This window comes from Burkholderia sp. R-40 (genome assembly GCF_049942845.1).
In the GTDB taxonomy this organism is placed as follows: Bacteria; Pseudomonadota; Gammaproteobacteria; order Burkholderiales; family Burkholderiaceae; genus Burkholderia; species Burkholderia ambifaria.
The window spans coordinates 1,356,824-1,380,990 of sequence record NZ_CP187968.1 but is presented as its reverse complement, the minus strand read 5'-3'; the positions used below and the strand labels follow the sequence as shown (position 1 = coordinate 1,380,990).

Here is a 24,167-nt window from a genome sequence, read left to right as displayed (position 1 = left end):
CCCTACCGCCGCCGATGCTCGACCGCGAACTTGATCAGCTCCGCCTGCCCCTCGATCTCGAGCTTGCGCTTCAGATTCAGCCGATGGGTCTCCACCGTGCGCACCGACAACCCCGTCTGCTGCGCGATCTGCTTGCTCGACAGCCCCTCGGCCAGCGCGTCGAGGATGTCGCGCTCGCGCGGCGTCAAGCGGTCGAGCGGCGACGCGGTCGCGCTCGCCTGGATCATCCGCGCGGCGAGCCCTTCGCTGAAGAACGTCTGCCCGGCCAGCACCGCGCCGATCGCGCGGACGATCTCGCTCGCCGGCGAATCCTTCAGCAGGTAGCCGCTCGCGCCGGCGCGCACGGCCTGCGTCACGTACTCGATGTTGTCGTGCATCGACAGCATCAGCACGCGAATCCCCGGAAAGCGCTCGTGGAACACGCCGGCGAGCGTGATGCCGTTCATCCCGTTCATGCCGACGTCCATCAGCGCGAGATCGGGCTCGAGCGACGCGGCGAGCGCGAGCGCTTCGTCGGCGTTGCCGGCTTCGCCGACCACGGACAGGTCGGCCGCCTCGAGCCGCATCCGCAGGCCGTCGCGCACCAGCGGGTGATCGTCGACGAGCAGCAGTCGGGCGGCGGGCCGGTCAGTGTCGGGGGCGCTCATGGGCAAAGGTCTCCGGTTATGGTGGTGCTCGTCAGGCGGCGCGCAGCGGCACGCGCGCGGCCACGACGGTGTGGCCGACCTGCGACGTGATCGTCAGCGTGCCGCCGAGCGCGTCGAGGCGCTCGCGCATGTTGCGCAGCCCGATGCCGCGGCGCGCATCGGTCTGGGTCCGCTCGGCGTCGAAGCCGCAGCCGTTGTCGGCGATGGTCAGCCTGACGGCATGCGCGCCGACGTCGAGGGTGACGGCCGCGCGCGACGCCTGCGCATGATGCACGATGTTGCTGAGCGCTTCCTGTGCAATCCGGAACAGCGCCGTATTGACCGGTGCGGGCAACGGCCGCGCGCCGCTGTGCGCGACCTGCGTATAGCCGATGTCGATGCCGCTCTCGGCGCCGAGTTCGCGCACGAGCTGCTCGAGCGCGGCCGCGAGACCGAGATCGTCGAGCATCGCCGGGCGCAGCGCATGCGAGATGCGCCGCACTTCGCGCAGCGTGTCGCCGAGCCGTCCGACCCCCGTCGCGAGCGCCTGCTCGGCTTCGGGCATGCGCGTCGCGCCGCGCTCGAACCGCGCGAGCGCGGACTCGAGCATCAGCTTCGCGGACACCATCATCTGGCTGATCCCGTCATGCAGCTCGCGCGACAGCCGCTCGCGCTCCTGCTCCTGCGATTCGACGACGCGCTGCGCGAGCTGCTTGAGCTTCGCATCGGCGCTGCGCGATTCGCTGACGTTCAGCACCAGCGCGCAGACGGCGATCACTGCGGCGCCGGTCAGCGCGATCGCGGTGAGCCAGCTCATCGTGCGCTCGATGTTCGCGGACGCCCGCGCGTCGATGCGTTGCAGCGCGTTGTCGACGTCGTCGAGATAGATGCCGGTGCCGACCATCCAGCCCCAGCGTTCGAGCGCGACGACGTAGCCGAGCTTCGGCGCGACCTTGCCGGTCGACGGCCGCTGCCACGCGTAGCGCACGTAGCCGCCGCCGTGCGACGCGGCGCCGATCAGCTGCTGGATCGTCAGCGCGCCTTGCGGGTCGCGCATCGACCAGAAGTTGTGGCCGACGCGCTCGGGCTCGCGCGGATGCATCAGCGAATTGCCGTGCAGGTCGTATACGAAGAAATAGCCGTCGGGGCCGAAATCCATCTTCTGCAGCATTGCGAGCGCCTGTGTGCGCAGTAGGCCCTCGTCGCGCGCATTGCGGCCGCTCGCGTCGTACAGCGGCATGATCGCGCTCGTCGCGAGCTCGACGTAATGCTTCAGCTCGACTTCCTTGCTCGACAGGTAGGCGGCCTGGATCGTCGCGTGCTGCGTACGCGCGAGCGACGTCGCCTGCTGGCGCACGCCGAAGCCGATGCCGGCGATCGCGAGCAGGAACGGCACGATGGCCAGAAGGAAAATCTTTGCCTTGAGTCTCATGGTGGTGCGAAGCAGACGCGGACGCGGGCCGGCGGCCGCGTGTGTCGCGCGGCGGCGCGGCGAGCCGACATTGTCGGCGATTTTGCCCGCAGGCGGCGGTGTGGAGGACCGCAGGGCCGCACCTGGCCGGGCCGACGCCGCGCTCAGGCGCGCCGCGGCATGCGTTCGACGGACGAGGACGTCAGTACGACGACCTGATTGCGCCCGGATTCCTTCGCGCGGTACAGCGCGTCGTCGGCGAGCTTCAGCGCGGCCTGGATGCTGTCGTCGCGTTCCGGATAGCAGGTCGTCACGCCGATGCTCGCGGTCAGGCGGCCGGACACGCCCGTGTCGTGCCGGATGCCGAGATCGAGGATGCCGGTGCGGATCGATTCGGCGATCGTCACGGCGCCGTTCGTGTCGACATTGGGCAGCACGACGACGAACTCCTCGCCGCCGTACCGGGCCGCATAGTCGGCCGGACGGCGCAGGCAGCCGGCGATGCAGCGGGCGACCGCGGCGAGCGCGTCGTCGCCGGCCTGGTGGCCCTGCGAGTCGTTGTAGCGCTTGAAGTGGTCGACGTCGACGAACAGCAGCGACAGCGCGTGCTGCGAACGCGCCGCGCGGCGCCATTCGCGTGCGAGCGTGACGTCGAGCATCCGGCGGTTGTCGAGGCCGGTGAGGCCGTCGGTGCGCGCGAGCGCCTGCAGTTCGGTTTCCGCGCGGTGACGCTTGCGCAACTGCACGTCGAGCAGCAGCGACAGGCCGACGAAGCCGAGCGCGAGCACGGCCATCGCCGAGCCGATCGGGATCGCGCGGTCGTACCACGCGGCGTAGGTGTCGGCTTCCGAGCGCGCGACCATGATGATCAGCGGCAGGTTCTCGAGGTGCCGGAACACGTACAGGCGGCGCACGCCGTCGATCGACGCGGTGTCGGCGAAGCTGCCTTCGCTGGCGGTCATGAAGTGCCGGAACGTGCTGGCCTTGCTGATGTTGCGGCCGACGATCGCCGGTTCGTACGGCTGGCGCGCGAGCATCAGGCCGGACGTATTGATCAGCGCCATCGACCCGCGATCGCCGAGCGCGAGGCGCGAGAACAGGTTCTGGAAATATTCGAGCCGGATCGATATCACGGCGACGCCGCCGAACGACCCGTCGGGCCGCGTGATGCGCCGGCTGAGCGCGATGCTCGGCGAGCCGGCGCGCAGCCGCGAATGGTACGGGTCGCTGACGTACAGGCCGACGTCCGGATGGTCGCGATGCACGGTGAAATACCGTTCGTTGCCGAAATTGGCCTTGCGCGGCACGTCGCTCTTGCCGTCGACCGCAATGTCGCCGTTCGCGTCGAGCACATAGATGCCGCCGAGATACTTGGCCGTGGTCGCGCGATCGAACAGCACCTGGCGGCGCAGCGGCATCGGCAGCGCGCCGACCGCCGGATCGTTCTCGCCTTCGACGACAGCCTGCAGTGACAGCGCAAAGAACTCGATGTTGCGCTCGATGTCCCACGACGCCATCAACGCGATGTTCTGCTGCGTGATGCGCGCACGGTCGCGCGCGTCGATGCGTGCCTCGTACAGCACGATTCCGCATAGCAGTAGCAGGAGCAGACCGAGCAGCAGCCCCGAATAGAAGATCAGGTGCGGCAGCAGGAGCCGGCGCAGATGAGCGGCGACACGGCTCGTCCGGCCGGATTCGCTGGGCATTGCGTAGTCGGTTTCTGCCATGGTCCGTGGATCGAGGGGGCATCGCCGCCGGGCGGCGGGCCGATGCGATTGTGTTCGTATTGATTGGCCGGCGGCGATCCGTTACGCGGCCCCCGATACGCATTCCGCCCGACCGACAGGAAACGCGGGCGCGATCATCGATCATCGCGGCCGGATAAGCCGCCGGATTACCGGCGCACCGGCGAGATAGATCGGCTGCGATTCGACGATCCGACGAATCGCGGCGCGCAATGGTCCGAGTATAGCGCGGGCATTATCGAGCGCGAAAAATGTTGCAGGCCCTTGATCCGGATCAAATTATCGCGCCGGCCGACGCTTGCACGATCGTGCGCGCAAGCGTTGCAGTAAAGGCTCGGCGCTGAAGTCGGGCGATACGGATCGATTATCCGTTTTCAGCGTCCGCGTGAATCCGCATACGAAAACGGGCGGCCGAGATGGCCGCCCGTTTCGTGAAACCGCATGCGGGAAAGCCCGCATGCGAACGTTCAGGCGCCGTGCTGTTGCGCCTTGAACGCGAGCCGGAACCGATGCAGCAGCGGCTCGGTATAACCGCTCGGCTGCGACGTGCCCTGCAGCGCCAGCGCGCACGCGGCCTTGAATGCCGTCGACTGGTCGTAGTTGGGCGCCATCGGGCGGTAGTTCGGGTCGTCCGCGTTCTGCTGGTCGACGACGCGCGCCATCCGCTTGAACACGTCGAGCACGAACGCCTCGGTGATCACGCCGTGGCGCAGCCAGTTCGCGATGTGCTGGCTCGAGATGCGCAGCGTCGCGCGGTCTTCCATCAGCCCGACGTCGTGGATGTCGGGCACCTTCGAGCAGCCGACGCCCTGTTCGACCCAGCGCACGACGTAGCCGAGGATGCCCTGCGCGTTGTTCTCGACCTCGCTCAGGATCTCGCTTTCGCTCCAGGCGGCGCGCTCGACGACCGGCACGGTCAACAGCCCTTCGAGCAGCGCGTCGCGTTCGCTCGCGTAGGACGTCTTCTCCAGCTCCTGCTGGACGGCCTGCACGTCGACCTGGTGGTAGTGCAGCGCGTGCAGCGTCGCGGCGGTCGGCGACGGCACCCACGCGGTGTTCGCGCCGGCGCGCGGATGCGCGATCTTCTGCTCGAGCATCGCGTGCATCAGGTCCGGCATCGCCCACATGCCCTTGCCGATCTGCGCGCGGCCGCGCAAGCCGGCCGACAGGCCCGCGAGCACGTTGTTGCGCTCGTATGCGGTGATCCACGCCGACGACTTCATCTCGCCCTTGCGGATCATCGGGCCCGCTTCCATCGCGGTGTGCATCTCGTCGCCGGTGCGGTCGAGGAAGCCGGTGTTGATGAACGCGACGCGCGCGGCGGCCGCCGCGATACATGCGGCGAGGTTCACGCTGGTGCGGCGCTCCTCGTCCATGATGCCCATCTTCAGCGTGTTGCGCGGCAGGCCGTACAGATCCTCGATGCGCGCGAACAGCGTGTCGGCGAACGCGACTTCGACGGGGCCGTGCATCTTCGGCTTTACGATGTAGATCGAGCCCGTGCGCGAATTGCGCTTGGCCTTCAGGTCGTGCAGCGCGCACAGCGTCGTGACGACGCCGTCGAGAATCCCTTCCGGAATCTCGTTGCCGTCGCGGTCGAGCACCGCGCCGTTGGTCATCAGGTGGCCGACGTTGCGCACGAACAGCAGCGAGCGGCCGTGCAGCGACAGCGTGCCGCCGGCCGGCGTCGTGTATTCGCGATCGGCGTTCAGGCGGCGCGTGAAGCTCTTGCCGCCCTTCGCGACTTCCTCGACCAGCGTGCCCTGCATCAGCCCGAGCCAGTTGCGATACAGCTGGACCTTGTCTTCGGCGTCGACCGCCGCGACCGAATCCTCGCAGTCGATGATCGTGCTGACCGCGGCTTCGAGCACGACGTCCTTCACGTTCGCGAGATCGGCGCGACCGATGGGGGTCGACGCGTCGATCTGGATCTCGATGTGCAGGCCGTTGTTTTTCAGCAGGATCGCGGACGGCGCGCCCGCCGCGCCCTGGTAGCCGACGAATTGCGCCGGCTGCGCGAGGTGCACGACGCCCTTGCCGGTCTCGACGGCGAGCTGGCCGTCCTCCACGCGGTAGCGCAGCGCGTCGCGGTGCGAGCCGCTCGCGAGCGGCGCCGCGTTGTCGAGCACGTTGCGCGCGTAGTCGATCACGCGCTGGCCGCGTGTCGGGTTGTAGGCCGACGTGCGTTCGGCGCCGCCGTCCTCGGGCAGCGCATCGGTGCCGTACAGCGCGTCGTACAGGCTGCCCCAGCGTGCGTTCGCGGCGTTCAGCGCATAGCGCGCGTTCGACAGCGGCACGACGAGCTGCGGGCCGGCCTGCGTCGCGATCTCGCTGTCGACGTTCGCGGTGGCTGCCGCGACGTTCGACGGGACCGGCACGAGGTAGCCGATTTGTTCGAGGAACGCGCGAAACGCGGCATGGTCGCGCACCGGGCCGGGATGCGCGCGATGCCACGTGTCGAGTTCGTGCTGGAGGCGGTCGCGTTCCGCGAGCAACTCGCGGTTGCGCGGCGCGAGGTCGTGCACCAGCGCCGAGAAACCGCTCCAGAACGCGGCCTTGTCGATACCGGTGCCCGGCAGTGCTTCGTTTTCAATGAACTGGCTCAGCGCTGGCGCGACTTGCAGTCCTGCTTGGTCGATCATCGTGATTCCTCCCGGGGAATGAAAAACGCGCGCGGATCAGGCCGCGACGCTTTGTGTGCCGGCGCGGGCGATCTGGGCGTCCTGTTCGGACTTTACGCCAGACACACCGATCGCGCCCGCAATGCGGCCGTCCACCATGACCGGCACGCCGCCTTCGAGCAAGCCCGTCAGCGGCACGCTCAGAAACGCGGTGCGGCCACCGTTGATCATATCCTCATACGCTTTCGTCTCGCGCCGGCCGAGCGCCGCCGCGCGCGCCTTGTCGTGCGCGATGTAGCTGCTGGCCGGCGATGCGCCATCGAGACGCGCGAACGCGAGCAGGTGGCCGCCGTCGTCGACGATGGCGATCGACACGGCCCAGCCGTGGTGCTCCGCTTCCGCGCGGGCGGCGGCGAGCATGCGCTCGACGTCGGCGAGTTCGAGTTCGGGTTTCGTTTGCATGGAAGTCCTCCGGAATCAGCGGTCAGTTGACCAATCGGTTGTCGACGAGCTCGATCCAGTGGCGCACGGACGTACGGCCCGCGCCGTTCAGGTGAGTCTGGCAGCCGATGTTGGCCGTGACAATCAGGTCCGGCCGCGCGGCTTCGAGCGCGTCGAGCTTGTTGTCGCGCAGTTGGGTCGCGAGTTCGGGCTGCGTCAGCGAATAGGTGCCGGCCGACCCGCAGCACAGGTGGCCATCGGCGACATTCGTCAGATCGAAGCCGAGCCGCCGCAGGATGCTTTCCACCGCGCCGCCGAGCCGCTGCGCGTGCTGCAGCGTGCATGGGCAGTGCACCGCGACGCGGCGCGGCGTTGCATCGGCCAGCGCGTCGAGCGGCTCGGCCGCGATCACTTCCGCGAGGTCGCGCGCGAGTGCGCTCACGCGCCGCGCTTTGTCCGCATACTCAGGGTCGGAGCGCAGCAGGTCGCCGTATTCCTTCACGAACGCACCGCAGCCGCTCGCCGTCAGCACGATCGCTTCGGCGCCAGCCTCGATCGCGGGCCACCACGCATCGATGTTGCGGCGTGCGCGTGCGAGCCCGGCGTCCTGCGCGTTCAGGTGATATTCGGTCGCGCCGCAGCAGCCGGCTTCGCGGGCCGGCGTCACGCTGATGCCGAGCCGGTCGAGCACGCGGGCCGCGGCCGCGTTGGTGTTCGGCGACAACGAAGGCTGCACGCAGCCTTCGAGCATCAGCACGCGTCGTGCATGGCGGTCCGGCGGGCGCGGCGCGGCCGCCGGCACGGTGGCCGGGATCTTGTCCTGCAGCGTGCCGGGCAGCAGCGGGCGCAGCGCGCGGCCGGCCTTCAGCAGCGCGGCGAACGTCGCCGGCCGCGGTACGACGTGACGCAGGCCGGCGCGCAGCAGGCGCTCGCGCGCCGGACGCCGCGCACGCTTCTCGGCTTCCGCGCGGCCGATGTCGAGCAGCGTGTGATAGCGCACGCCGGACGGGCAGGTCGTTTCGCAGTTGCGGCAGGTCAGGCAGCGGTCGAGATGCTGCTGCGTGCGCTCGCCGCACGGCTCGCCTTCGAGCATTTGCTTGATCAGGTAGATGCGTCCGCGCGGCCCGTCGAGCTCGTTGCCGAGCACCTGATAGGTCGGGCAGGTCGCGTTGCAGAAGCCGCAGTGCACGCACGCGCGCAGGATCGCTTCCGCTTCGTCGGCCCGGTCGAGGGCCTTGCTTGCTTCGCTGAGATTGGTTTGCATCGGCGGTTCGCAGTCGGGTGGGCGTCAGAGGTCCGCGTACAGGCGGCCGGGATTGAAGATCGCATGCGGATCGAGTTGCGCCTTCAGCTGCCGGTGCACGCGCAGCAGCGCGGCCGGCAGCGGCTGGAACGGCTCGTGCGTCGCGCCGGGCGTGAAGCAGCTCGCATGGCCGCGCTGCTGCGCGGCGAATCGCTGCACGTCGGCCGGCGCGGCGTCGCTCTTCAGCCAGCGCTGCGCGCCGCCCCAGTCGACCAGCAGCGCGCCGGGCAGCGCATCGAGCGGCGCGGCGGCCGGCACCGACACGCGCCACAGCGGGCGCGGATCGTCGAAGAACGGCAGCGACAGGTCGCGCAGCCGGGCCCAGAAGCCGTCGGCGCGATCGTCTAGGTTCTCGCCGCCGATCGTGCCGCGCGCGGCCTTCACCGAGCCCTCGCCGCCTTCGAGCCGCACGCGCAGCACGCCGTCCGCATGGCAGGCGCCCGCCAGCGGCAGCCCCGCGCGACGCCATCCGGCCACGCGCCGCACGGCTTCGGCTGCCGTGAGCGGCAACGCGAGATCGCGGCTCGCGCGCGGCTTCGGCAGCACCTTCAGTGACACTTCCGTCACGACGCCGAGGCAGCCGAAGCTGCCCGCGAGCAGCCGCGATACGTCGTAGCCCGCGACGTTCTTCATCACCTCGCCGCCGAAGCGCAAGTGCTTCGCGTGGCCGGTGATCACGCGGCAGCCGAGCACGAAATCGCGCACCGCACCGGCCCACGGGCGGCGCGGCCCCGACAGCGCGGCCGAGAACATCCCGCCGACCGTGGCCGCGCCGCCGAACGTGGGCGGCTCGCACGGCAGCATCTGGCCGGCCGCGTCGAGCATCGCGTCGAGTTCGGCGAGCGGCGTGCCCGCGCGCGCGGTGATCACGAGTTCGGTCGGGTCGTACGCGACGATGCCGCGGTGCGTGCGCACGTCGAGCGTGCGGCCTTCGACGGCGCGGCCGAGAAAGGATTTCGTGCCCGCGCCGCGGATGAGCAGCGGCTGGCGATCGTGGATCGCGGCGTCGACCTGCGCGACGAGCGCCGCGCTGTCGTCGATCGATTCGGGTTCGCGTTCGCGTCGCATCAGAAGCGCTCCAGTTCGGGAAACGGCAGCTTGCCGTGATGGACGTGCATCGCGCCGAATTCCGCGCAACGGTGCAGCGTCGGGATGTTCTTGCCGGGATTGAGCAGGCCGCGCGGATCGAACGCGGCCTTCACCGCGTGGAAGAACGTGATTTCGTCGGCGTTGAACTGCACGCACATCTGGTTGATCTTCTCGCGCCCGACGCCGTGTTCGCCGGTGATGCTGCCGCCCACCGCGACGCACAGCTCGAGGATCTTGCCGCCGAGCGCTTCCGCGCGGTCGAGTTCGCCGGGACGATTCGCGTCGAACAGGATCAGCGGATGCATGTTGCCGTCGCCCGCATGGAACACGTTCGCGACCGGCAGCGCGTATTGCGCGGACAACGCGGCGATCCCTTCGAGCACGCGCGGCAACTCGCGGCGCGGGATCGTGCCGTCCATGCAGTAGTAGTCGGGCGACATGCGGCCGACCGCCGGAAACGCGTTCTTGCGGCCGGCCCAGAACCGCTGCCGCTCGGCCTCGTCGCGTGCGACGCGGATCTCCGACGCGCCGGCGTCGCGCAGCAGCGCGGCGACGCGTTCGGCGTCCTCTTCGACATCGGTCGCCGCGCCGTCGAGTTCGCACAGCAGGATCGCCTGCGCATCGACCGGATAGCCGGCGTGGATGAAGTCCTCGGCGGCGCGGATCGCGAGGTTGTCCATCATCTCGAGCCCGCCGGGGATCACGCCCGCGCCGATGATCCGCGCGACCGCCGCGCCGGCTTCGGCGACGTCGTCGAAGCTCGCCATCAGCACCTTCACGCTCGGCGGTTTCGGCAGCAGCTTCACCGTCACTTCGGTGACGATGCCGAGCATGCCTTCGGAGCCGGTGAACAGCGCGAGGAGATCGAAGCCGGGGGCGTCGAGCGCGTCGGCGCCGAGTGTCAGCAAGTCGCCGTCGATCGTCAGGATCTCGACCTTCAGGATGTTGTGCACCGTCAGCCCGTATTTCAGGCAGTGCACGCCGCCCGCGTTTTCGGCGACGTTGCCGCCGATCGAGCAGGCGATCTGCGACGACGGGTCCGGCGCGTAGTAGAGGTCGTAGGGTGCGGCGGCCTGCGAGATCGCGAGGTTGCGCACGCCGGGCTGCACGCGCGCGATGCCGGCATCGGCGTCGATTTCGAGAATCCGGTTGAACTTCGCCATCACGAGCAGGATGCCTTTTTCGAGCGGCATCGCGCCGCCCGACAGACCGGTGCCCGCGCCGCGCGCGACGACCGGCACGCCGTGCGCGGCCGCGACGCGCAGCACCGCGCGCACCTGCTCGACCGTGTCGGGCAGCACGACCGCGAGCGGCACCGTGCGGTACGCGGCGAGGCCGTCGCATTCGAACGGCTTCAGCGCCTCGCGCTCGTGCAGCACGTCGAGGCCGGGCGCCGCCGCAGCGAGCGCGGCGACGAGCGTGTCGCGGTCGACAGTCGCCAGCGGGCCGTCGATCCGTTCGTCGTAGATGAAACTCATCGTGTGTCTCCGTCTCCACCATGCAGGCGGCCGCGAGATGCGCGGCGCGCCGGATGAACGGCATTCTTGGCGGGCGGCCGGTGCGTGTCCAGACGTCGCGAACGTGGTCGTACCAGTTTTTCGAAATGGGCCTGGAGCGTGGGGTTTGCGATGACGGGAAACTCAATTGGCGCAAGGGTTTGTGAGAAAATCGGCGATATCCCCCCGAAGTGGTCATACCAGTATGGAAACGCAAGTTCGACAAGCGCCGGCGCGCAATGTCGCCGATGTCGTCGCCGAGCGGATCGAGCAGCTGATCGTCGACGGCGTGCTGAAGGCCGGACAGGCGCTGCCGTCCGAGCGGCGGCTGACCGAGAAGCTCGGCGTGTCGCGCACGGCCGTGCGCGAAGGGATGAAGCTGCTGCGTGCGCGCGGGATCATCGACACGACGCACGGCAAGGGTTCGTTCGTCGCGAGCCTGACCCCGCAGCGCGAAGTCTCGCCGATGATGCATCTGCTCGGCTCGCAGCCGCGCACGCTGTACGACCTGTTCGAGGTGCGCGGGATGCTCGAGACCGAAGCCGCGCGGCTTGCTGCGCTGCGCGGTACGCCGGCCGATTTCATCCTGATCAAGCGTCGCTATGAGGAGATGACGGCGGCCGATGCGCAGGATCTCGATCCGGCCGCGCGGGCGAAGCTCGATCATGCGTTCCATCTCGCGATCTGCGAGGCGTCACACAATCCGGTGCTTGTGAATACGCTGCAGTCGCTGACCGACCTGCTGCTCAGTTCGGTGTTTGCGTCGGTGAACAACCTCTATCACCGCGAGCCGCTGAAGAAGCAGATCGATCGACAGCACGCGCGGCTTTATAACGCGGTGACAGGGCGGCTGCCTGATCAAGCCCGCAAGGCCGCGAGCGAGCATATCCGGCAGTGCGTCGACTATCTGCGCGAGATCGAGGAGGAGGAGCAGCGGCTCGTGCGGTCGACGTTGCGGCTCGAGGGGTGGACTTGAGCCGCGCGATTCAATATTCACCGCAAATTCTGCGGAGAATAGCTGCTCTATTCACCGCACCGTCAAACCCGGCGGAACCAAAAAAAAGCCCGCCGAAGCGGGCAACCTCTCGATGAAAGAGGAGGAGATCAGAATCTGCAATCAGCGATTAGCGCCGGCTCACCCTTTCGTCGCCCCGAACGTCAGCCCCGCGACAAAATGCTTCTGCATCGCGAAGAACATCGCGACCGACGGCAACGCGGCAAGAATCGACCCGGCCGACACGAGATTCCACGACGTCGTCCATTGCCCCTTCAACGCCGCGACGCCCGCCGTAATCGGCGCGGCCTCATCGCCTTGCGTGAGGCACAGCGCCCAGAAGTAGTCGTTCCACACGAACGTGAACACGAGAATCGCGAGCGCGGCCAACGCAGGCCGGATCAGCGGCAACACGATCCGCCAGAACACCGTCCATTCGCCCGCCCCTTCAATCCGCGCCGCCTCGATCAATTCGAACGGCAACTGCTTGATGAAGTTACGCAGGAACAGCGTGCAGAACCCCGTCTGAAACGCGACATGAAACAGGATCAGCGCCTCGACGGTATTGAACACACCGAGCCGCAGCGAAAGATCCCGCACCGGAATCATCAACACCTGCACCGGCACGAAATTCCCCGCGACGAACGTCCCGAACAGCGCGGTACTCCCGCGAAACTTGTAGGTCGCGAGTGCAAAGCCCGCCATCGCCGCCAGCGCGATCGACCCGATCACCGACGGCACCGTGATCTGCACGCTGTTCCAGAAGTAATGCAGCATCGGCGACGTGGTCAGCGCGTCGCGATAGTTGCTGATCATCGAGAAGTGCCGCGGCCAGCCCCAGTAGTGACCTTCGACCAGCTCCTCGGTCGAGCGCACCGACGTGACGAACACAGCGATCATCGGCAGCAGCCAGATCACGAGCGCGACGGGCAGCGACAGCTTGTACAGCCGGCGCGAGACGGGCTTCCAGTGGGCAACGGGTGTCGGAAACATGAGGAATGCACTCCCGGTAGGTCACTGCTCGTTGCGCAGCATGCGGCGCAACTGGAACACGATGTAGACGAGCATGATCGCGAACAGCACGACCGCGATCGACGCGGAATAGCCGAGCCGGTAGTACTTGATCGCCTGGTCGTACATGTAATACGCGAGCACGGTCGAGCTCTCGAACGGGCCGCCGCCTGTCATCACCGAAATCAGGTCGAAGCTGCGCAGCGCGCCGATCACCGTGACGACGATCGCCATGAACGTGGTCGGGCGCAACTGCGGCAGCACGACGTGCCACAGCAGCGCGAAGCCGCGCGCGCCTTCCATCCGCGCCGCTTCGATCTGCTCCGGATTGACCGACGTGAGGCCGGTCAGGTACAGGATCATGCAGTACGCGGTTTGCGGCCACAGCGCGGCGAACACGATGCCGACGGTCGCATAGCGCGCATCGCCGAGCACCGGGATCCCGTGTCCGGCGATCAGCGCGAGCAGCCCGAAGGTCGGATCGTAGAACCACGAGAAGATCAGCCCGACCACCACGCCGGACAGCACGAACGGCGCGAAGAACAACGACTTCACGAGCCGGATGCCGGCCACCGCCTGGTTCAGGTACAGCGCGAGCGCGAGGCCGAGCGGCGGCGCGAGCATGAACAGCGCAAGCCAGATCACGTTGTTGCGCAGCGCGGTGTAGAAGGTCGGCGCGTGCAGCAGCTCGACGTAGTTCGCGAGACCGACGAACGTGCGCTCGGTCATCCCGTCCCAGTTGCAGAGGCTCAGCCACAGCGTCGACAGGATCGGCCAGATCACATAGACGGCAACCATCGCGCACGCGGGCGCGAGAAAGAGCCACGCGGCGCGCTGTTGCCGCCGCACCGCGGGCGACGGGCGGCGCACGCGCAACGCGGTGGCGGCGGATGCACCACGCGGCGGCGTGGCGCCGGCGGGCGGGGTGGACGTGATCGGACGGGACACGGCAAGCCTCCTGGGCGGACACGGCGGCACGCACACGCGGCCGCCGCATGGGTCACGCGGTTACTTCTTGTAGATCCGCTTGCGGGTCTGTTCGAGCTGCGCGAGCACGGTATCGAGCTGCGCGGGATTCGCGAGGAACTGCTGCATCCCCTTCATCCCTTCGTCGGCCATCTCCTTGGTCATGTCGCGGTCGTAGAACTGCGCGACGCCGCCCTTGGTGTCGGCGAGGATCCGGAAGCCGATCCGCGAAATCGGATCGGCCGGCTCCGGCGACTTGCTGTTGGCCGACAGCGAGCCGAGCCCTTCCGCGAGCTTCGCCCCCATCTCGGGCGTTTCGACGAACGCGAGGAACGTATGCGCGTCGGCCTTGTTCTTCGCCTTGGTCGGGATGTGCAGCGATTCGACCGGGCCGTCCTCGGCGGTCGGCACCTTCGCGTCGATGATCGGGAAGCGGTAATAACCCATTTCCTGCTTCACGTTCGGCGGAAAGCCGGCCGCGATGAAGGTGCCCATCAGCATCATCGCGGCCTTGCCCTGGAACAGGAACGGCTGCACGCCGTCGAGATCGTAGGACAGCGCGTTGTCGATGAAGTAGCCCGAGTCGATCAGCGACTTCCATGTCGTGTAGACCTTCTTCACGCGCGGGTCGGTGTACGGCACGTCGCCGGCCATCAGCTGCTGGTGGAACGCGTTGCCGTTCAGGCGCAGGTCGAGATAGTCGAACCAGCCGGCGAGCGTCCACGCGTCGCGGCCGCCGATCGCGATCGGCGTGATGCCGGCCGCCTTCAGCTTCTTGCACGCGTCGAGAAACTGGTCCCAGGTCTTCGGCTCGTCGGCGATGCCGACCTTGCGGAACAGGTCCTTGCGGTAGAACAGCCCCCACGAGTAATAGACGGTCGGCGCCGCGTACTGCTTGCCGTTGTACGACGATGCGCTGCGCGTCGACGCGTACATCGCGTCCCAGCCGTTCTTCGCCCAGTCGCCGCTCAGGTCCTCGAACAGCCCGCGCTTCGCGTAGTACGCCATGCGCTCGCCCGCATGCCAGTTGACCACGTCGGGCGCAACGGTCGTGAGCCACGCAGGGAGCTGCACCTTGTACGCTTCCTCGTCGACGAAGGTGGGCTTCACGTCGATGTCGGGATGGGCCTTGTGGAAGGCCTCGATCGTCGACTGCCAGACCGCGCGCTGGCTGGCGCCCTTGAACGCGATGTTGATCGTCAGCGTGCCCGCGCCGGCCGGCGCCGCGGCGCCGAGCGAAGCGAACGCGATGACGGCGGCGGTCGCAAGCCGGGCGGCGACGCGAAGGGGGCGATGTGTCATGTGTGTCTCCAGTCCTGTGTGTCTGTCGTTGTGCGTGACCGGCGCGTCGCGGCGCCGGGGGCGGTTGCTACGAACGGCTTCGATACACGGCGACGCCTTGCGGCTCGATCTCCGCGGCGCCGACCACGAACGCGGACGGCGGCACCCCATCGAGCGTGTGCGGCGTGCCGCCATAGTTGAATACGTAAGTCAGGCCGCCGCGTCGGCTCACGCGCACGCCGTCGCCGAGCGGCGACGGTGTCAGGCCGGCTTCGGCCGCGACGTCGGCGAACAGGCGCGCGGTGGTCGCGTCGTCGAACAGCGCGGCCCAGTAGTGCAGCGCGCCGTGCGACACGCAGGCCGGATGACCGTCGGCGAAGCGCGCACGCACGACGCTGGGTGCGTCGTCGTGCAGCTCGACGAGGTCGCGCCAGCGGCGTGCGTCGCCGGTGAACGCCGAGCCGTCGCGCAACGTGCCGTCGATCGGCTCGGTCACGTTCGGCCGCAGCGACTCGACGCGCCACACGCGCAGCGGCAGGATCGACGCGAGCGGGCCGGGCGGCAGCGTCGGCGGAATCTGCAGGTCGGCCGTCTTCGAACCGGTGCGCGGGCCGAACACCGCATGCGCGCCCGATGCGGCGAGCCGTGCCGCGAAGTCGTCCGGCACGATCGGCAGCGGCGGCACGACGACGAGCCGGTAGCCGTCGAGCGGCGCATGCGCGGAGATCACGTCGACGTCGAGGCCGAGCGAACGCAGCGCCGAGTAGTACTCGAACGCGCAGCGCGGGTAGTGGAAATCGGCGCCCTGCGGCTGCACTTCGAACAGCCACTTCGCTTCATAGTCGAACACCAGCGCGACGGGGGCGCGCACCGCGCCGTTCGCGTCGGCATCGGCGCCGGCGTCGAGCACGGCCGCGATTTCGTGCGCGACGCGCTGCGCTTCGCGGCCGCCTTCGTCGAGCTGGTCGTCCGGCGTGTGCAGGCCCGCATGCATCTGCTCCTGCGCGAACGGCGCCTGCCGCCAGCGGAAGTACGACACGCAGCCGGCGCCGTGCGCGAACGCTTCCCAGCTCCACAGGCGCACCATGCCCGGCAGCGGCGCGGGGTTCCATTGCGCCCAGTTCACGGGCCCCGGCTGCTGCTCCATCACCCAGAACGGCAGCTTCGACATCCCGCGATAGAGATCGTGATTGAACGACGCGAAATCCGGATGGCCGGTGCGCAGCCAGCGCGCCTTCAGCTCGGGCGCGAACCATTGCTCCTCGAGCGCGCCGAGCGGGTAGCTGTCCCACGTCGCGATGTCGAGGTCGCGCGCCACTTCGTAATGATCGAACTCGGTGAACAGCTGCATGAAGTTGTGCGCGACGGGCCGGCCCGGCGAATGCGCGCGGATCACGTCGACCTGCATCCGGTGATAGCGCGCGACCTCGTCGGACGCGAAGCGCCGGTAGTCGAGGCGATGCGACGGATGCGCTTCGGTCACGGTGCCGATCGGCGCGTCGACTTCGTCGAAATGCCGGTACTCCATGCTCCAGAACACGGTGCCCCACGCGCGGTTCAGCGCGTCGATCGTGCCGTAGCGCGCCTTCAGCCATTCGCGAAAGCGCACGAGCGCGGCCGGCGAATAGCTGACCACCGTCTGGTGGCAGCCGAGCTCGTTGTCGGTCTGCCAGTAGCGGACGGCCGGGTGGCGACCGTAGCGTTCGGCGACCGCCGTGCAGATGCGCCGCGAGGCTTCCAGATAGGTCGGCGACGAGAAGTCGTAGTGGCGGCGCGAACCGAACCCGCGCGGCCGGCCGTCCGCGCCGATCGCGAGGATGTCGGGGTGACGGTCGACGAGCCATTTCGGCGGCGTCGCGGTCGGCGTGCACATCACGATCTCGAGGCCGGCCGCGCCGAGCACGTCGACCGCTCGGTCGAGCCAGCCCCAGTCGTATTCGCCCGGCGACGGCTCGATGCGGCTCCACGCGAATTCGGCGATCCGCACCTGCGCGATGCCGAGCGCCGTCATCCGGCGGGCGTCGTCGGCCCACATCGATTCCGGCCAGTGTTCCGGGTAGTAACAGACTCCGAGGCGCATGCCGATCCTTATGCGTAGTGGTGGACGGGAATGTCGGCGCGCGCGGGCACCGCGCGGCCGTCTTCGGTGAAGAGGTGACAGGCCGCGGCCGGCGCCTGCACGTGCACGCGCTCGCCGATGCGCAGCGGCGCGTCGCCGGGCACTTTCGCGATCAGCGGCGTGCCGCCGGGCTGGTCGAGGTGCACGTAGGTCTGCTCGCCGAGGCGTTCGACGAGCGCGACGTCGCGCGCGAGCGTCGTCGCGTCGGGCGCAGTGCCGAGCGTCAGGTGTTCGGGGCGGATGCCGAGCGTGACGGTCGCGCCCGGCGCGAGCGCGGCGCCGTCGCGCGGCAGCGTGAAGGTCTCGCCGGACGGCACGACGGTGACGGTCGTGTGCCGCGCGTTGCAGGCGGTGACGACGGCCGGCAGGAAGTTCATCCGCGGCGAGCCGATGAAGCCGGCGACGAAGCGGCTGGCGGGATGGTGATAGAGGTCGAGCGGCGCGCCGATCTGCGCGATGCTGCCGTGCTGCGCGGTGTCGGCGCCGGCGTGCAGCAGCACGATCTTGTCGGCGAGCGTCATCGCTTCGGTCTGGTCGTGCGTCACATAGACGACGCTCGCGCGTTCGAACTGCCGGTGCAGCTTCGCGATTTCGATGCGCGTCTGGCCGCGCAGCGCCGCGTCGAGGTTCGACAGCGGTTCGTCGAACAGGAACACGCCGGGCTCGCGCACGATCGCGCGGCCGATCGCGACGCGCTGCCGCTGGCCGCCGGACAGCGCCTTCGGCTTGCGCTCGAGCAGCGTATCGAGCTGCAGGATCCGCGCGGCGTCGCGCACCTTCCGGTCGATCTCGGCCTTCGGCACGCGCGCGAGCTTCAGCCCGAACGCCATGTTCTCGTAGACCGTCATGTGCGGAAACAGCGCGTAGCTCTGGAACACCATCGCGACGCCGCGCTCGGCGGCCGGCACGTCGTCGACGCGGCGGCCGTCGATCGACAGCTCGCCGTCGCTCAGGTCCTCGAGGCCCGCGATCATCCGCAGCAGGGTCGACTTGCCGCAGCCGGACGGGCCGAGGAACACGCAGAACTCGTGCGCGCCGATCTCCAGATCGACGTCACGAATGACCGGCGCGTGCTCGCCATAGGCTTTCTGCACGCGTCGCATCGAGATGCTCGCCATTGTCTCCGCTCCATGTTCTAATGCGCTCTCGTCAGTGCTTAAGCGCTTAACCATCGCGATCAAAAAAAGAGCCGATAGCGATCGCGGCCGAGTCGCGCCCGTCGGTCGGGCGGCAGGGTGTGCGGCGATAGTGCGCCGCTTCGGTGAGCGAAGCAAATACTGGATCAACGTCTCATATAGTGAGCAAGTCATGGCGACACTCGATGAAGTGGCCCGCCGCGCCGGCGTGACGGCCGCGACGGTCTCGAACGTGCTGCGCAACCGCGGCCGGGTTGGCGACGCCACCCGCGCGCGCGTGCTCGAAGCCGTGCAGGCGCTCGGGTACCGGCCGCATCTCGCGGCGCGGGCACTCGCGGAAGGGCGCGCGCCGACGGTCGCGCTGATGGTATCGAGCATCGCGAACCCGTTCTATCCGGAGTTCGCGCTCGCGGTCGAGCGCGCGGTGCGTCGCAACGGGCAGTTCCTGATCGTCTGCAATACGAACGAAGACCCATTGCAGGGGCGAGCGTATCTCGACCAGATCGCCGGCACGATTTCCGAAGGCATTCTCGTGACCAACGCGAACCTGCACTTGCCGGATCTGGCCGACGTCGCGCGGCGCGGCGTACCGGTCGTGCTGTGTCTGTGGGAGCGGCCCGATGCGCCGCCTGAAGGGTTGCCGTGCGTGGCGGTGGATTTCCGCGAAGCCGGACGGATCGCGACGCGGCATCTGCTCGAACTCGGCCACCGGACGATCGGCGTGATCGTCGGCGGGTCGGCGAGCGGCGTGCAGGCGGCGCGCTATGACGGCTTCGTCGATGTGATGCGCGAAGCGGGGCTCGACGCGTCGATCGTCGCGGCCGGGCCCGATTCCGATTCGATCGAAGGCGGCGTGCGCGCGGCGGGCCGGCTGCTCGATGCGCATCCCGGGCTGACCGCGCTGGTCGCGACCAACGACCTGCCCGCGATCGGCGCGCTGCACGCGGCGGCCGATCGCGGCCGGCGCGTGCCCGACGACCTGTCGATCGTCGGCATTACCGATATTCATCTGGCGAGCGACACGCGTCCCACGTTGACAACCGTCGCGATCCCGACCGCCGAGGCCGCCGGGCTCGCGGTCGAACTGCTCAACGCGCTGCGCGAGGCGGGCGGTCGGATCGACGATGCGTCGCGCGTGCGGATCGCGTCGTTGCCGCGCTTGGTGGTGCGCGGGACGACGGCGGCGGTGTCGGGGCGGCGCTCGGCTATGTAGCGAGGGTCGACGCGCACCTTGCGGCAATGGGCGGACATGCCCGGGTGGCTTTCCACGCACCACACGCACGATTTGCGTCCGCTGCGCGATGCCCGTCGACCAGCCGTTCTAGAACGAGTACGCGAGCGACGCGAACAGGCTGCGCGGCGCGCCCGGCGTGACCCACAGGTTGTTGTACGAGCTGACGTAGTACGTGCGATTGAACAGGTTGTTCAGCACGACCGACGCGCGCAGATGCTTGTTGACCTGCACGTAGCCGTTGAGCTGCACGGTCGCATAAGCGGGCAGGTCGAAGCCATCCTGCGTGTTCGCGGTATTGCCCGCACGGCGCCCAACATAGATCACGCCCGCGCCCGCGCCGGCCTTGTCGACGAGCGGCAGCGCGGTTTCGTACATCAGCAGCGCGCTCCCGCTCAGCCGCGGAATGTCGACGAGGCGTGCGCCCGGCGTCAGCACGTTGTCGTGCGTGACCTGCGCATCGACGTACGCGAGGTTGACGATGCCGCGCACGCCGTGGCCGAGTTCGCCGTTCCATTCGAATTCGACGCCGCGGCTGCGTACTTCGCCGGCCGCACGCGAGAACCCGGCATTTGCCGGATCGGCGCTCAGCACGTTGCGCTTGTTCACGTAGAACGCGGCGACGGTCGCGAGCCAGCGCGTGCCGGCCCATTTCACGCCGGCCTCATAGCCGTGCCCCTTCTCCGGATCGAACGCGCGGCCGTTCACGTCGGCGCCGTTGTTCGGCCGGAACGAATATGCGGTGTTCGCGTAGAGCGACAGCGCGGGGCTGGCCTCGTACACGATGCCGAGCCGCGGGCTCAGCGCCGTTTGCAGCTGGGTCGTCGTCACGCCCTTCAGGCGGTTCTCGACCGACTGGTGAAAGCGGTCCCAGCGCAACCCGGCGAGCACTTTCCAGTGCGGCCCGAACGCGAGCGTGTCCTGCGCGTACAGGCCCTGGCCGTCGTCGCGCTCGAGCAAGTTCGTCGCGGTGCGCGGCATGGGCGCCGGCTGGCCGTAGACCGGATCGAAGATGTCGATCGCATATGGCGCCGCGGCCGTCGGCGTCGAGCGCGACACGAACTGGTCGTAGTTGAAGCGATACGCGTCGACGCCCATCACGAACGTATGGCCGATGCCGGCGGTGCGGGCCTTGCCGGCCACCTCGACGCGCCCTTGCACGTCGTTCGAGTGAAACGCGACCTGCCGGTAGCGGCGCCATAGCGTACGCCCGTCCGGCTGCAGCGCGAATGCTTCGGACGAGCGGCCGGACAGGTCGGTGTCGCGTTGCGCGAAGCCGGCGTTGACCGACCAGTCGGCATTGAAGCGATGCTCGAGCGTGAACTGGTGGCCCGAGTTGCGCACATCGTAGTCGCCGTCGCGCGGCTCGCCCATGAACCTCGACGCCGGCACCGCTCCGAGTTGCCCGTTGACCGCGACCACGCCGCGATCGAGCGGCGCGCGCTGGCGGGAGGTCTCGAATTCGTAGTGGAGCGTCGTGTCCGCGCCGATGTCCCACGTGAACGACGGCGCGAACAGGTAGCGCTTGCTCGACACGGTATCGCGGAAGCTGCCGTTGTCCTCGTTCATCGCGATGAAGCGGTACGCGAGCGACTTCGTGACGGGGCCGGTCGAATCGAGCGTCTCGCGCAGCGCGCCGTAGCTGCCGGCCGACACGCCGATCGTGTTCGCGCGCGCGAACTGCGGCTGCTTCGTCGTGTAGCTGATGAGCCCGCCGGGGTCGCCGCGGCCGTACAGCGCGGACGCGGGCCCCTTGAGGACTTCCATGCGCTCGAGCGTGGCGGTGTCGCGCGGCACGCTGATGCCGCGATTCCACGAGAAGCCGTTGACGAGGTAGTCGGTGCCGGACGTGTTGCCGTCGCCGGCGAAGCCGCGCACCGCGTAGTTGTCCCACAGCCCGCCGAAGTTGTTTTGCCGCGCGACGCCGGCGACCCAGTCGTACAGGTCTTCGCCGCGTGTGGCGGCGACTGTCTGGATCAGTTTCTTGTCGACGCTGCTGACCGCGAACGGAATCTCCATCACGTCCGTCTCGGTGCGCGTCGCGCTCGTCGATTCGGGCGCGCGAAACGGTGCGGTCGTGCGCTGCCCGGAGACTTCGATCGCGGGCAGCGACAGTTCCTGAGCCTCGGCGGCGCTCAGGCCGGCCGTGCCGACGACGATGGCCATCGGTGCGGCCGCCCAGTTCTTCCTGCTCATACCCGTCCTTCAGAGATTGGTCCGCGTTCGGGCACCGCGGGCCGTCTCGCGCCGGCATCCGTGTTCCAAACAGTTCATTTGCGCGCCGAAATCTAATGCAAATGAGATGTATTTGCAATCGTAAGTTGACCTTGTTGCGTGGGGGGGCGGGGGAGTGACAGTGTCCGGCCGACGAGGCCGATCCGGTGCCTTGCCGCGTGGTGTGGCGGCTGCCGAAAATGCGCGAGAGCGTGCTCGGCCGCCGGCCGGCCTCAGCTGCCTTCGACGAGCCGCATCACGATGCGTCGCGCCGAATCGAGATGCGCGACCGTCATCGCACGGGCGCCGCGGGCATTGCGCTCGCGGCAGGCTTGGAGGATTGCGTCGTGCTCGACCTGGAACGAAGGTGTGTCGGCGAGCAGCGTGGCCTGCAGGCGCTCGTACCGTTCGACCTGGCTGCGCAGTTCCGCGATCGCCTTCAACTGGCGCGCGTTGCCGCAGCACGAATACAGCAGCACATGGAATTCACGGTTCAGCTCGCCCTGGCGGCGCGCCACGCTCGATTCGCCGAGCAAGCGATGCACGAGTTCGGCGCGCGCCAGCGTTTCGTCGTCGAGCCGCTTCACGCTCCGGTAGATGGCGTCGCCTTCGAGCAGCACGCGCATGTCGTAGATTTCCTGCACGTCGGACGCGGCGAGCATCCGAACGACCGCGCCGCGATTGCGGAAAAGGTCCAGCAGCCCTTCGCGCTCCAGGCGCTGGATCGCCTCGCGCATCGGAATCCGGCTGATCCCGAAGTGCTCGGCGAGGTCGCGCTCGACGAGCCGCTCGCCGGCCTGCAACTCGCCGTTGATGATCATTTCCCGCAGCGATGCGGCCACGGCGTCCGCCGTGGAATCGAGTCTGGCTTCCATGCCCTTGAGTCCTCATTTTGGAATAATGGTATACCAAATCGCATTGCGGTGACACAATGGCGGCCTCACATCCGAGTGCAGAGGAGAGCGAGATGGCGCATGGCGAACACAAGTACCGCGTGGCAGTCGAGTGGACCGGCAACCGGGGAACCGGCACGTCGGGGTATCGCGAATATGGCCGCGATCATGTGATCAGCGCCGGCTCGAAGCCGGACATTCCGGGCTCGTCGGACGCGGCGTTTCGCGGCGATGCGGCGCGCTGGAATCCGGAGGATCTGCTGCTCGCGTCGGCATCGGCGTGCCACAAGCTGTGGTATCTGCATCTTTGCTCGGAAGCCGGCATCCGCGTGCTCGCGTATGTCGACGACGCCGAAGGGACGATGCTCGACAGCCCCGAGCACGGGCGCTTCACCGAAATCGTGCTGCACCCGCGCGTGACGATCCGCGCGGGCGACGATCGCGAGCTGGCCGAGCGGCTGCATCACGATGCGCATGCGAAGTGCTATATCGCGAACTCCGTGAACTTCCCGATCCGGTGCGAACCGGTGATCGAGTTCGCGATGGTGTGACTTACAACGCGACCCCGTACACCTCCCGCGCGGCCGCGCGAATCGCGTCGGCCATCACCGCGACGGCCGGCGAATGCAGCCGGTCGGTGCGCGTGATGATCCCGAAATCGTCCATCCGGCAATCCATCTCCAGCGGCAGCACCGACACGATGCCATGTCGCGCGTAGTACAGCGCGACGTCCTCCGCGAGCACCGCGATCATGTCGCTCTGCTCGATCAACTGCGTGATGAACAGCAGCGCGGCCGTCTCGACGACGTTCGCGGGCGGCGCGAGGCTCGCGCGCTGGAACACGAGCTCGAAGCGGTGGCGCAGCACGCTGCCGGCCGGCGGCATGACCCACGCGGCACGCTGCACGTCGGCGAGCGACAGCGGCGCCTGCGCGAGCAGCGGATGGCCGGGCCGCACGACCGCCGCGACCGGCTCGCCGGTCAGCGGCTCGTAGCGCAGGTGCAGCTTGTCGTGTTCGGCTGACAGCCGGCCGAGGACGATGTCGAGCTTGTCCTGCGCGAGGTGTTCGAGCAGCACATTGCTCGTGTCGATCGCGACGGACACACGCACGTTCGCATGCGTGCCCTTCACCGCGGCGACGGCCGGCGGTACGAGCCGCAAGCCCGGCGACGTGATCGCGCCCACCGCCACATGCCCGAGATGGCCGGCCTTCAGCGCGGCCAGCTCCTCGCGCGCCTGGTCGAGGCTGCCGAGCGCGGCGCGCGCGTGGCGGATCAGCGCGTCGCCGTACAACGTCGGCCGCATCCCGCGCGGCAGGCGCTCGAACAGCACCGCGCCGATCGATTCCTCGAGCTCGCGCAGCAGCTTCGACGCGGCCGGCTGCGTCATGTTCAGCGCGGCCGCCGCGCGGTGAATGCTGCCTTCGTCGGCGAGCGCGACGACCAGCAGGAGCTGGCGCGTCTTCAGGCGGCTGCGGTTTCCCCACGGGCTGGCTTCGAGCATGGTACGGGTTTATATCGATATCGGAATCGATATCGTAATCGCCTAAAACGTCATTAGCGAGTTATCAAAATTCTGCCTAGACTGCGC

The 24,167-nt window shown here is 68.4% G+C and carries 19 protein-coding genes; 3 read left to right on the top strand and 16 right to left on the bottom strand.

Annotated features, from left to right (window positions below; translation table 11 throughout):
• Positions 1 to 2: 2 nt before the first annotated feature.
• The 8 genes from ACP26O_RS22580 to glcD all read right to left on the bottom strand — a co-directional run bounded on the left by ACP26O_RS22580 (position 3) and on the right by glcD (position 10,714).
• On the bottom strand, positions 3 to 647 hold the full coding sequence (locus ACP26O_RS22580; protein ID WP_011659886.1) for a response regulator: 645 nt from the start codon (positions 645 to 647) through the stop codon (positions 3 to 5).
• Positions 648 to 678: 31 nt separating this feature from the next.
• A complete protein-coding gene (locus ACP26O_RS22575) occupies positions 679 to 2,058 on the bottom strand; it encodes a cache domain-containing protein (protein ID WP_105832533.1) in 1,380 nt (459 codons plus the stop codon).
• 143 nt (positions 2,059 to 2,201) lie between these two features.
• The gene (locus ACP26O_RS22570) at positions 2,202 to 3,764 is read right to left on the bottom strand and encodes a sensor domain-containing diguanylate cyclase (protein ID WP_175664336.1); all 1,563 of its coding nucleotides are present in this window, start codon (positions 3,762 to 3,764) and stop codon (positions 2,202 to 2,204) included.
• A 485-nt stretch (positions 3,765 to 4,249) separates the two neighbouring features.
• Positions 4,250 to 6,424: a malate synthase G gene (locus ACP26O_RS22565; protein ID WP_175664335.1), complete on the bottom strand. Its 2,175-nt coding sequence runs from the start codon at positions 6,422 to 6,424 to the stop codon at positions 4,250 to 4,252.
• Positions 6,425 to 6,460: 36 nt separating this feature from the next.
• A complete protein-coding gene (locus ACP26O_RS22560) occupies positions 6,461 to 6,865 on the bottom strand; it encodes a GlcG/HbpS family heme-binding protein (RefSeq protein ID WP_011659881.1) in 405 nt (134 codons plus the stop codon).
• A 22-nt stretch (positions 6,866 to 6,887) separates the two neighbouring features.
• Complete coding sequence (gene glcF / locus ACP26O_RS22555; RefSeq protein ID WP_175664334.1) at positions 6,888 to 8,108, bottom strand: glycolate oxidase subunit GlcF; 1,221 nt, start codon at positions 8,106 to 8,108, stop codon at positions 6,888 to 6,890.
• A gap of 24 nt (positions 8,109 to 8,132) precedes the next feature.
• Positions 8,133 to 9,215 carry a glycolate oxidase subunit GlcE gene (gene glcE / locus ACP26O_RS22550; protein WP_175664333.1) on the bottom strand — a complete coding sequence of 361 codons (1,083 nt, stop codon included), beginning with the start codon at positions 9,213 to 9,215 and terminating at the stop codon, positions 8,133 to 8,135.
• Positions 9,215 to 10,714, bottom strand: a complete 1,500-nt coding sequence (glcD, locus tag ACP26O_RS22545; protein WP_175664332.1) for a glycolate oxidase subunit GlcD — start codon at positions 10,712 to 10,714, stop codon at positions 9,215 to 9,217. The genes glcE and glcD overlap by 1 nt, the downstream gene beginning before the upstream one ends.
• Positions 10,715 to 10,937: 223 nt before the next feature.
• Between glcD and glcC the strand changes: the two genes are divergently transcribed.
• Positions 10,938 to 11,708 carry a transcriptional regulator GlcC gene (gene glcC, locus ACP26O_RS22540; RefSeq protein ID WP_012367137.1) on the top strand — a complete coding sequence of 257 codons (771 nt, stop codon included), beginning with the start codon at positions 10,938 to 10,940 and terminating at the stop codon, positions 11,706 to 11,708.
• Positions 11,709 to 11,867: 159 nt separating this feature from the next.
• On the opposite strand, the gene ACP26O_RS22535 is transcribed toward glcC, so the two are convergent.
• From ACP26O_RS22535 to ACP26O_RS22515, 5 genes are all read right to left on the bottom strand, one after another.
• Entirely contained in the window at positions 11,868 to 12,719 is an 852-nt protein-coding gene (locus ACP26O_RS22535) for a carbohydrate ABC transporter permease (RefSeq protein WP_006753189.1), read from the bottom strand.
• A gap of 21 nt (positions 12,720 to 12,740) precedes the next feature.
• Positions 12,741 to 13,685 (bottom strand): carbohydrate ABC transporter permease, encoded by a 945-nt coding sequence (locus tag ACP26O_RS22530; protein ID WP_175664331.1) that lies wholly within the window; start codon positions 13,683 to 13,685, stop codon positions 12,741 to 12,743.
• A 60-nt stretch (positions 13,686 to 13,745) separates the two neighbouring features.
• Positions 13,746 to 15,005, bottom strand: a complete 1,260-nt coding sequence (locus tag ACP26O_RS22525) for an ABC transporter substrate-binding protein (protein ID WP_175664330.1) — start codon at positions 15,003 to 15,005, stop codon at positions 13,746 to 13,748.
• 67 nt (positions 15,006 to 15,072) lie between these two features.
• Positions 15,073 to 17,064: a beta-galactosidase gene (locus ACP26O_RS22520; RefSeq protein WP_175664329.1), complete on the bottom strand. Its 1,992-nt coding sequence runs from the start codon at positions 17,062 to 17,064 to the stop codon at positions 15,073 to 15,075.
• An 8-nt stretch (positions 17,065 to 17,072) separates the two neighbouring features.
• Positions 17,073 to 18,221, bottom strand: coding sequence for an ABC transporter ATP-binding protein (locus ACP26O_RS22515; protein WP_175664328.1), 1,149 nt, complete (start codon positions 18,219 to 18,221; stop codon positions 17,073 to 17,075).
• Positions 18,222 to 18,411: 190 nt separating this feature from the next.
• On the opposite strand from ACP26O_RS22515, the gene ACP26O_RS22510 reads away from it, so the two are divergent.
• Positions 18,412 to 19,452: a LacI family DNA-binding transcriptional regulator gene (locus ACP26O_RS22510; protein ID WP_175664327.1), complete on the top strand. Its 1,041-nt coding sequence runs from the start codon at positions 18,412 to 18,414 to the stop codon at positions 19,450 to 19,452.
• Between the two features lie 108 nt (positions 19,453 to 19,560).
• On the opposite strand, the gene ACP26O_RS22505 is transcribed toward ACP26O_RS22510, so the two are convergent.
• Positions 19,561 to 21,666: a TonB-dependent siderophore receptor gene (locus tag ACP26O_RS22505; protein ID WP_175664326.1), complete on the bottom strand. Its 2,106-nt coding sequence runs from the start codon at positions 21,664 to 21,666 to the stop codon at positions 19,561 to 19,563.
• Positions 21,667 to 21,917: 251 nt separating this feature from the next.
• The gene (locus ACP26O_RS22500) at positions 21,918 to 22,559 is read right to left on the bottom strand and encodes a GntR family transcriptional regulator (protein ID WP_175664325.1); all 642 of its coding nucleotides are present in this window, start codon (positions 22,557 to 22,559) and stop codon (positions 21,918 to 21,920) included.
• A gap of 92 nt (positions 22,560 to 22,651) precedes the next feature.
• Between ACP26O_RS22500 and ACP26O_RS22495 the strand changes: the two genes are divergently transcribed.
• The gene (locus ACP26O_RS22495) at positions 22,652 to 23,128 is read left to right on the top strand and encodes an OsmC family protein (protein WP_175664324.1); all 477 of its coding nucleotides are present in this window, start codon (positions 22,652 to 22,654) and stop codon (positions 23,126 to 23,128) included.
• A gap of 1 nt (position 23,129) precedes the next feature.
• On the opposite strand, the gene ACP26O_RS22490 is transcribed toward ACP26O_RS22495, so the two are convergent.
• Entirely contained in the window at positions 23,130 to 24,080 is a 951-nt protein-coding gene (locus tag ACP26O_RS22490) for a LysR substrate-binding domain-containing protein (RefSeq protein ID WP_126226271.1), read from the bottom strand.
• Positions 24,081 to 24,167: the final 87 nt, after the last annotated feature.

What these genes read in the sequence shown, in the direction of transcription:
- ACP26O_RS22580 (WP_011659886.1), bottom strand. Translation starts at nt 647, where the DNA reads ATGAGCGCCCCCGACACTGACCGGCCCGCCGCCCGACTGCTGCTCGTC.
- ACP26O_RS22575 (WP_105832533.1), bottom strand. Translation starts at nt 2,058, where the DNA reads ATGAGACTCAAGGCAAAGATTTTCCTTCTGGCCATCGTGCCGTTCCTG.
- ACP26O_RS22570 (WP_175664336.1), bottom strand. Translation starts at nt 3,764, where the DNA reads ATGGCAGAAACCGACTACGCAATGCCCAGCGAATCCGGCCGGACGAGC.
- ACP26O_RS22565 (WP_175664335.1), bottom strand. Translation starts at nt 6,424, where the DNA reads ATGATCGACCAAGCAGGACTGCAAGTCGCGCCAGCGCTGAGCCAGTTC.
- ACP26O_RS22560 (WP_011659881.1), bottom strand. Translation starts at nt 6,865, where the DNA reads ATGCAAACGAAACCCGAACTCGAACTCGCCGACGTCGAGCGCATGCTC.
- glcF (WP_175664334.1), bottom strand. Translation starts at nt 8,108, where the DNA reads ATGCAAACCAATCTCAGCGAAGCAAGCAAGGCCCTCGACCGGGCCGAC.
- glcE (WP_175664333.1), bottom strand. Translation starts at nt 9,215, where the DNA reads ATGCGACGCGAACGCGAACCCGAATCGATCGACGACAGCGCGGCGCTC.
- glcD (WP_175664332.1), bottom strand. Translation starts at nt 10,714, where the DNA reads ATGAGTTTCATCTACGACGAACGGATCGACGGCCCGCTGGCGACTGTC.
- glcC (WP_012367137.1), top strand. Translation starts at nt 10,938, where the DNA reads ATGGAAACGCAAGTTCGACAAGCGCCGGCGCGCAATGTCGCCGATGTC.
- ACP26O_RS22535 (WP_006753189.1), bottom strand. Translation starts at nt 12,719, where the DNA reads ATGTTTCCGACACCCGTTGCCCACTGGAAGCCCGTCTCGCGCCGGCTG.
- ACP26O_RS22525 (WP_175664330.1), bottom strand. Translation starts at nt 15,005, where the DNA reads ATGACACATCGCCCCCTTCGCGTCGCCGCCCGGCTTGCGACCGCCGCC.
- ACP26O_RS22520 (WP_175664329.1), bottom strand. Translation starts at nt 17,064, where the DNA reads ATGCGCCTCGGAGTCTGTTACTACCCGGAACACTGGCCGGAATCGATG.
- ACP26O_RS22515 (WP_175664328.1), bottom strand. Translation starts at nt 18,221, where the DNA reads ATGGCGAGCATCTCGATGCGACGCGTGCAGAAAGCCTATGGCGAGCAC.
- ACP26O_RS22510 (WP_175664327.1), top strand. Translation starts at nt 18,412, where the DNA reads ATGGCGACACTCGATGAAGTGGCCCGCCGCGCCGGCGTGACGGCCGCG.
- ACP26O_RS22505 (WP_175664326.1), bottom strand. Translation starts at nt 21,666, where the DNA reads ATGAGCAGGAAGAACTGGGCGGCCGCACCGATGGCCATCGTCGTCGGC.
- ACP26O_RS22500 (WP_175664325.1), bottom strand. Translation starts at nt 22,559, where the DNA reads ATGGAAGCCAGACTCGATTCCACGGCGGACGCCGTGGCCGCATCGCTG.
- ACP26O_RS22495 (WP_175664324.1), top strand. Translation starts at nt 22,652, where the DNA reads ATGGCGCATGGCGAACACAAGTACCGCGTGGCAGTCGAGTGGACCGGC.
- ACP26O_RS22490 (WP_126226271.1), bottom strand. Translation starts at nt 24,080, where the DNA reads ATGCTCGAAGCCAGCCCGTGGGGAAACCGCAGCCGCCTGAAGACGCGC.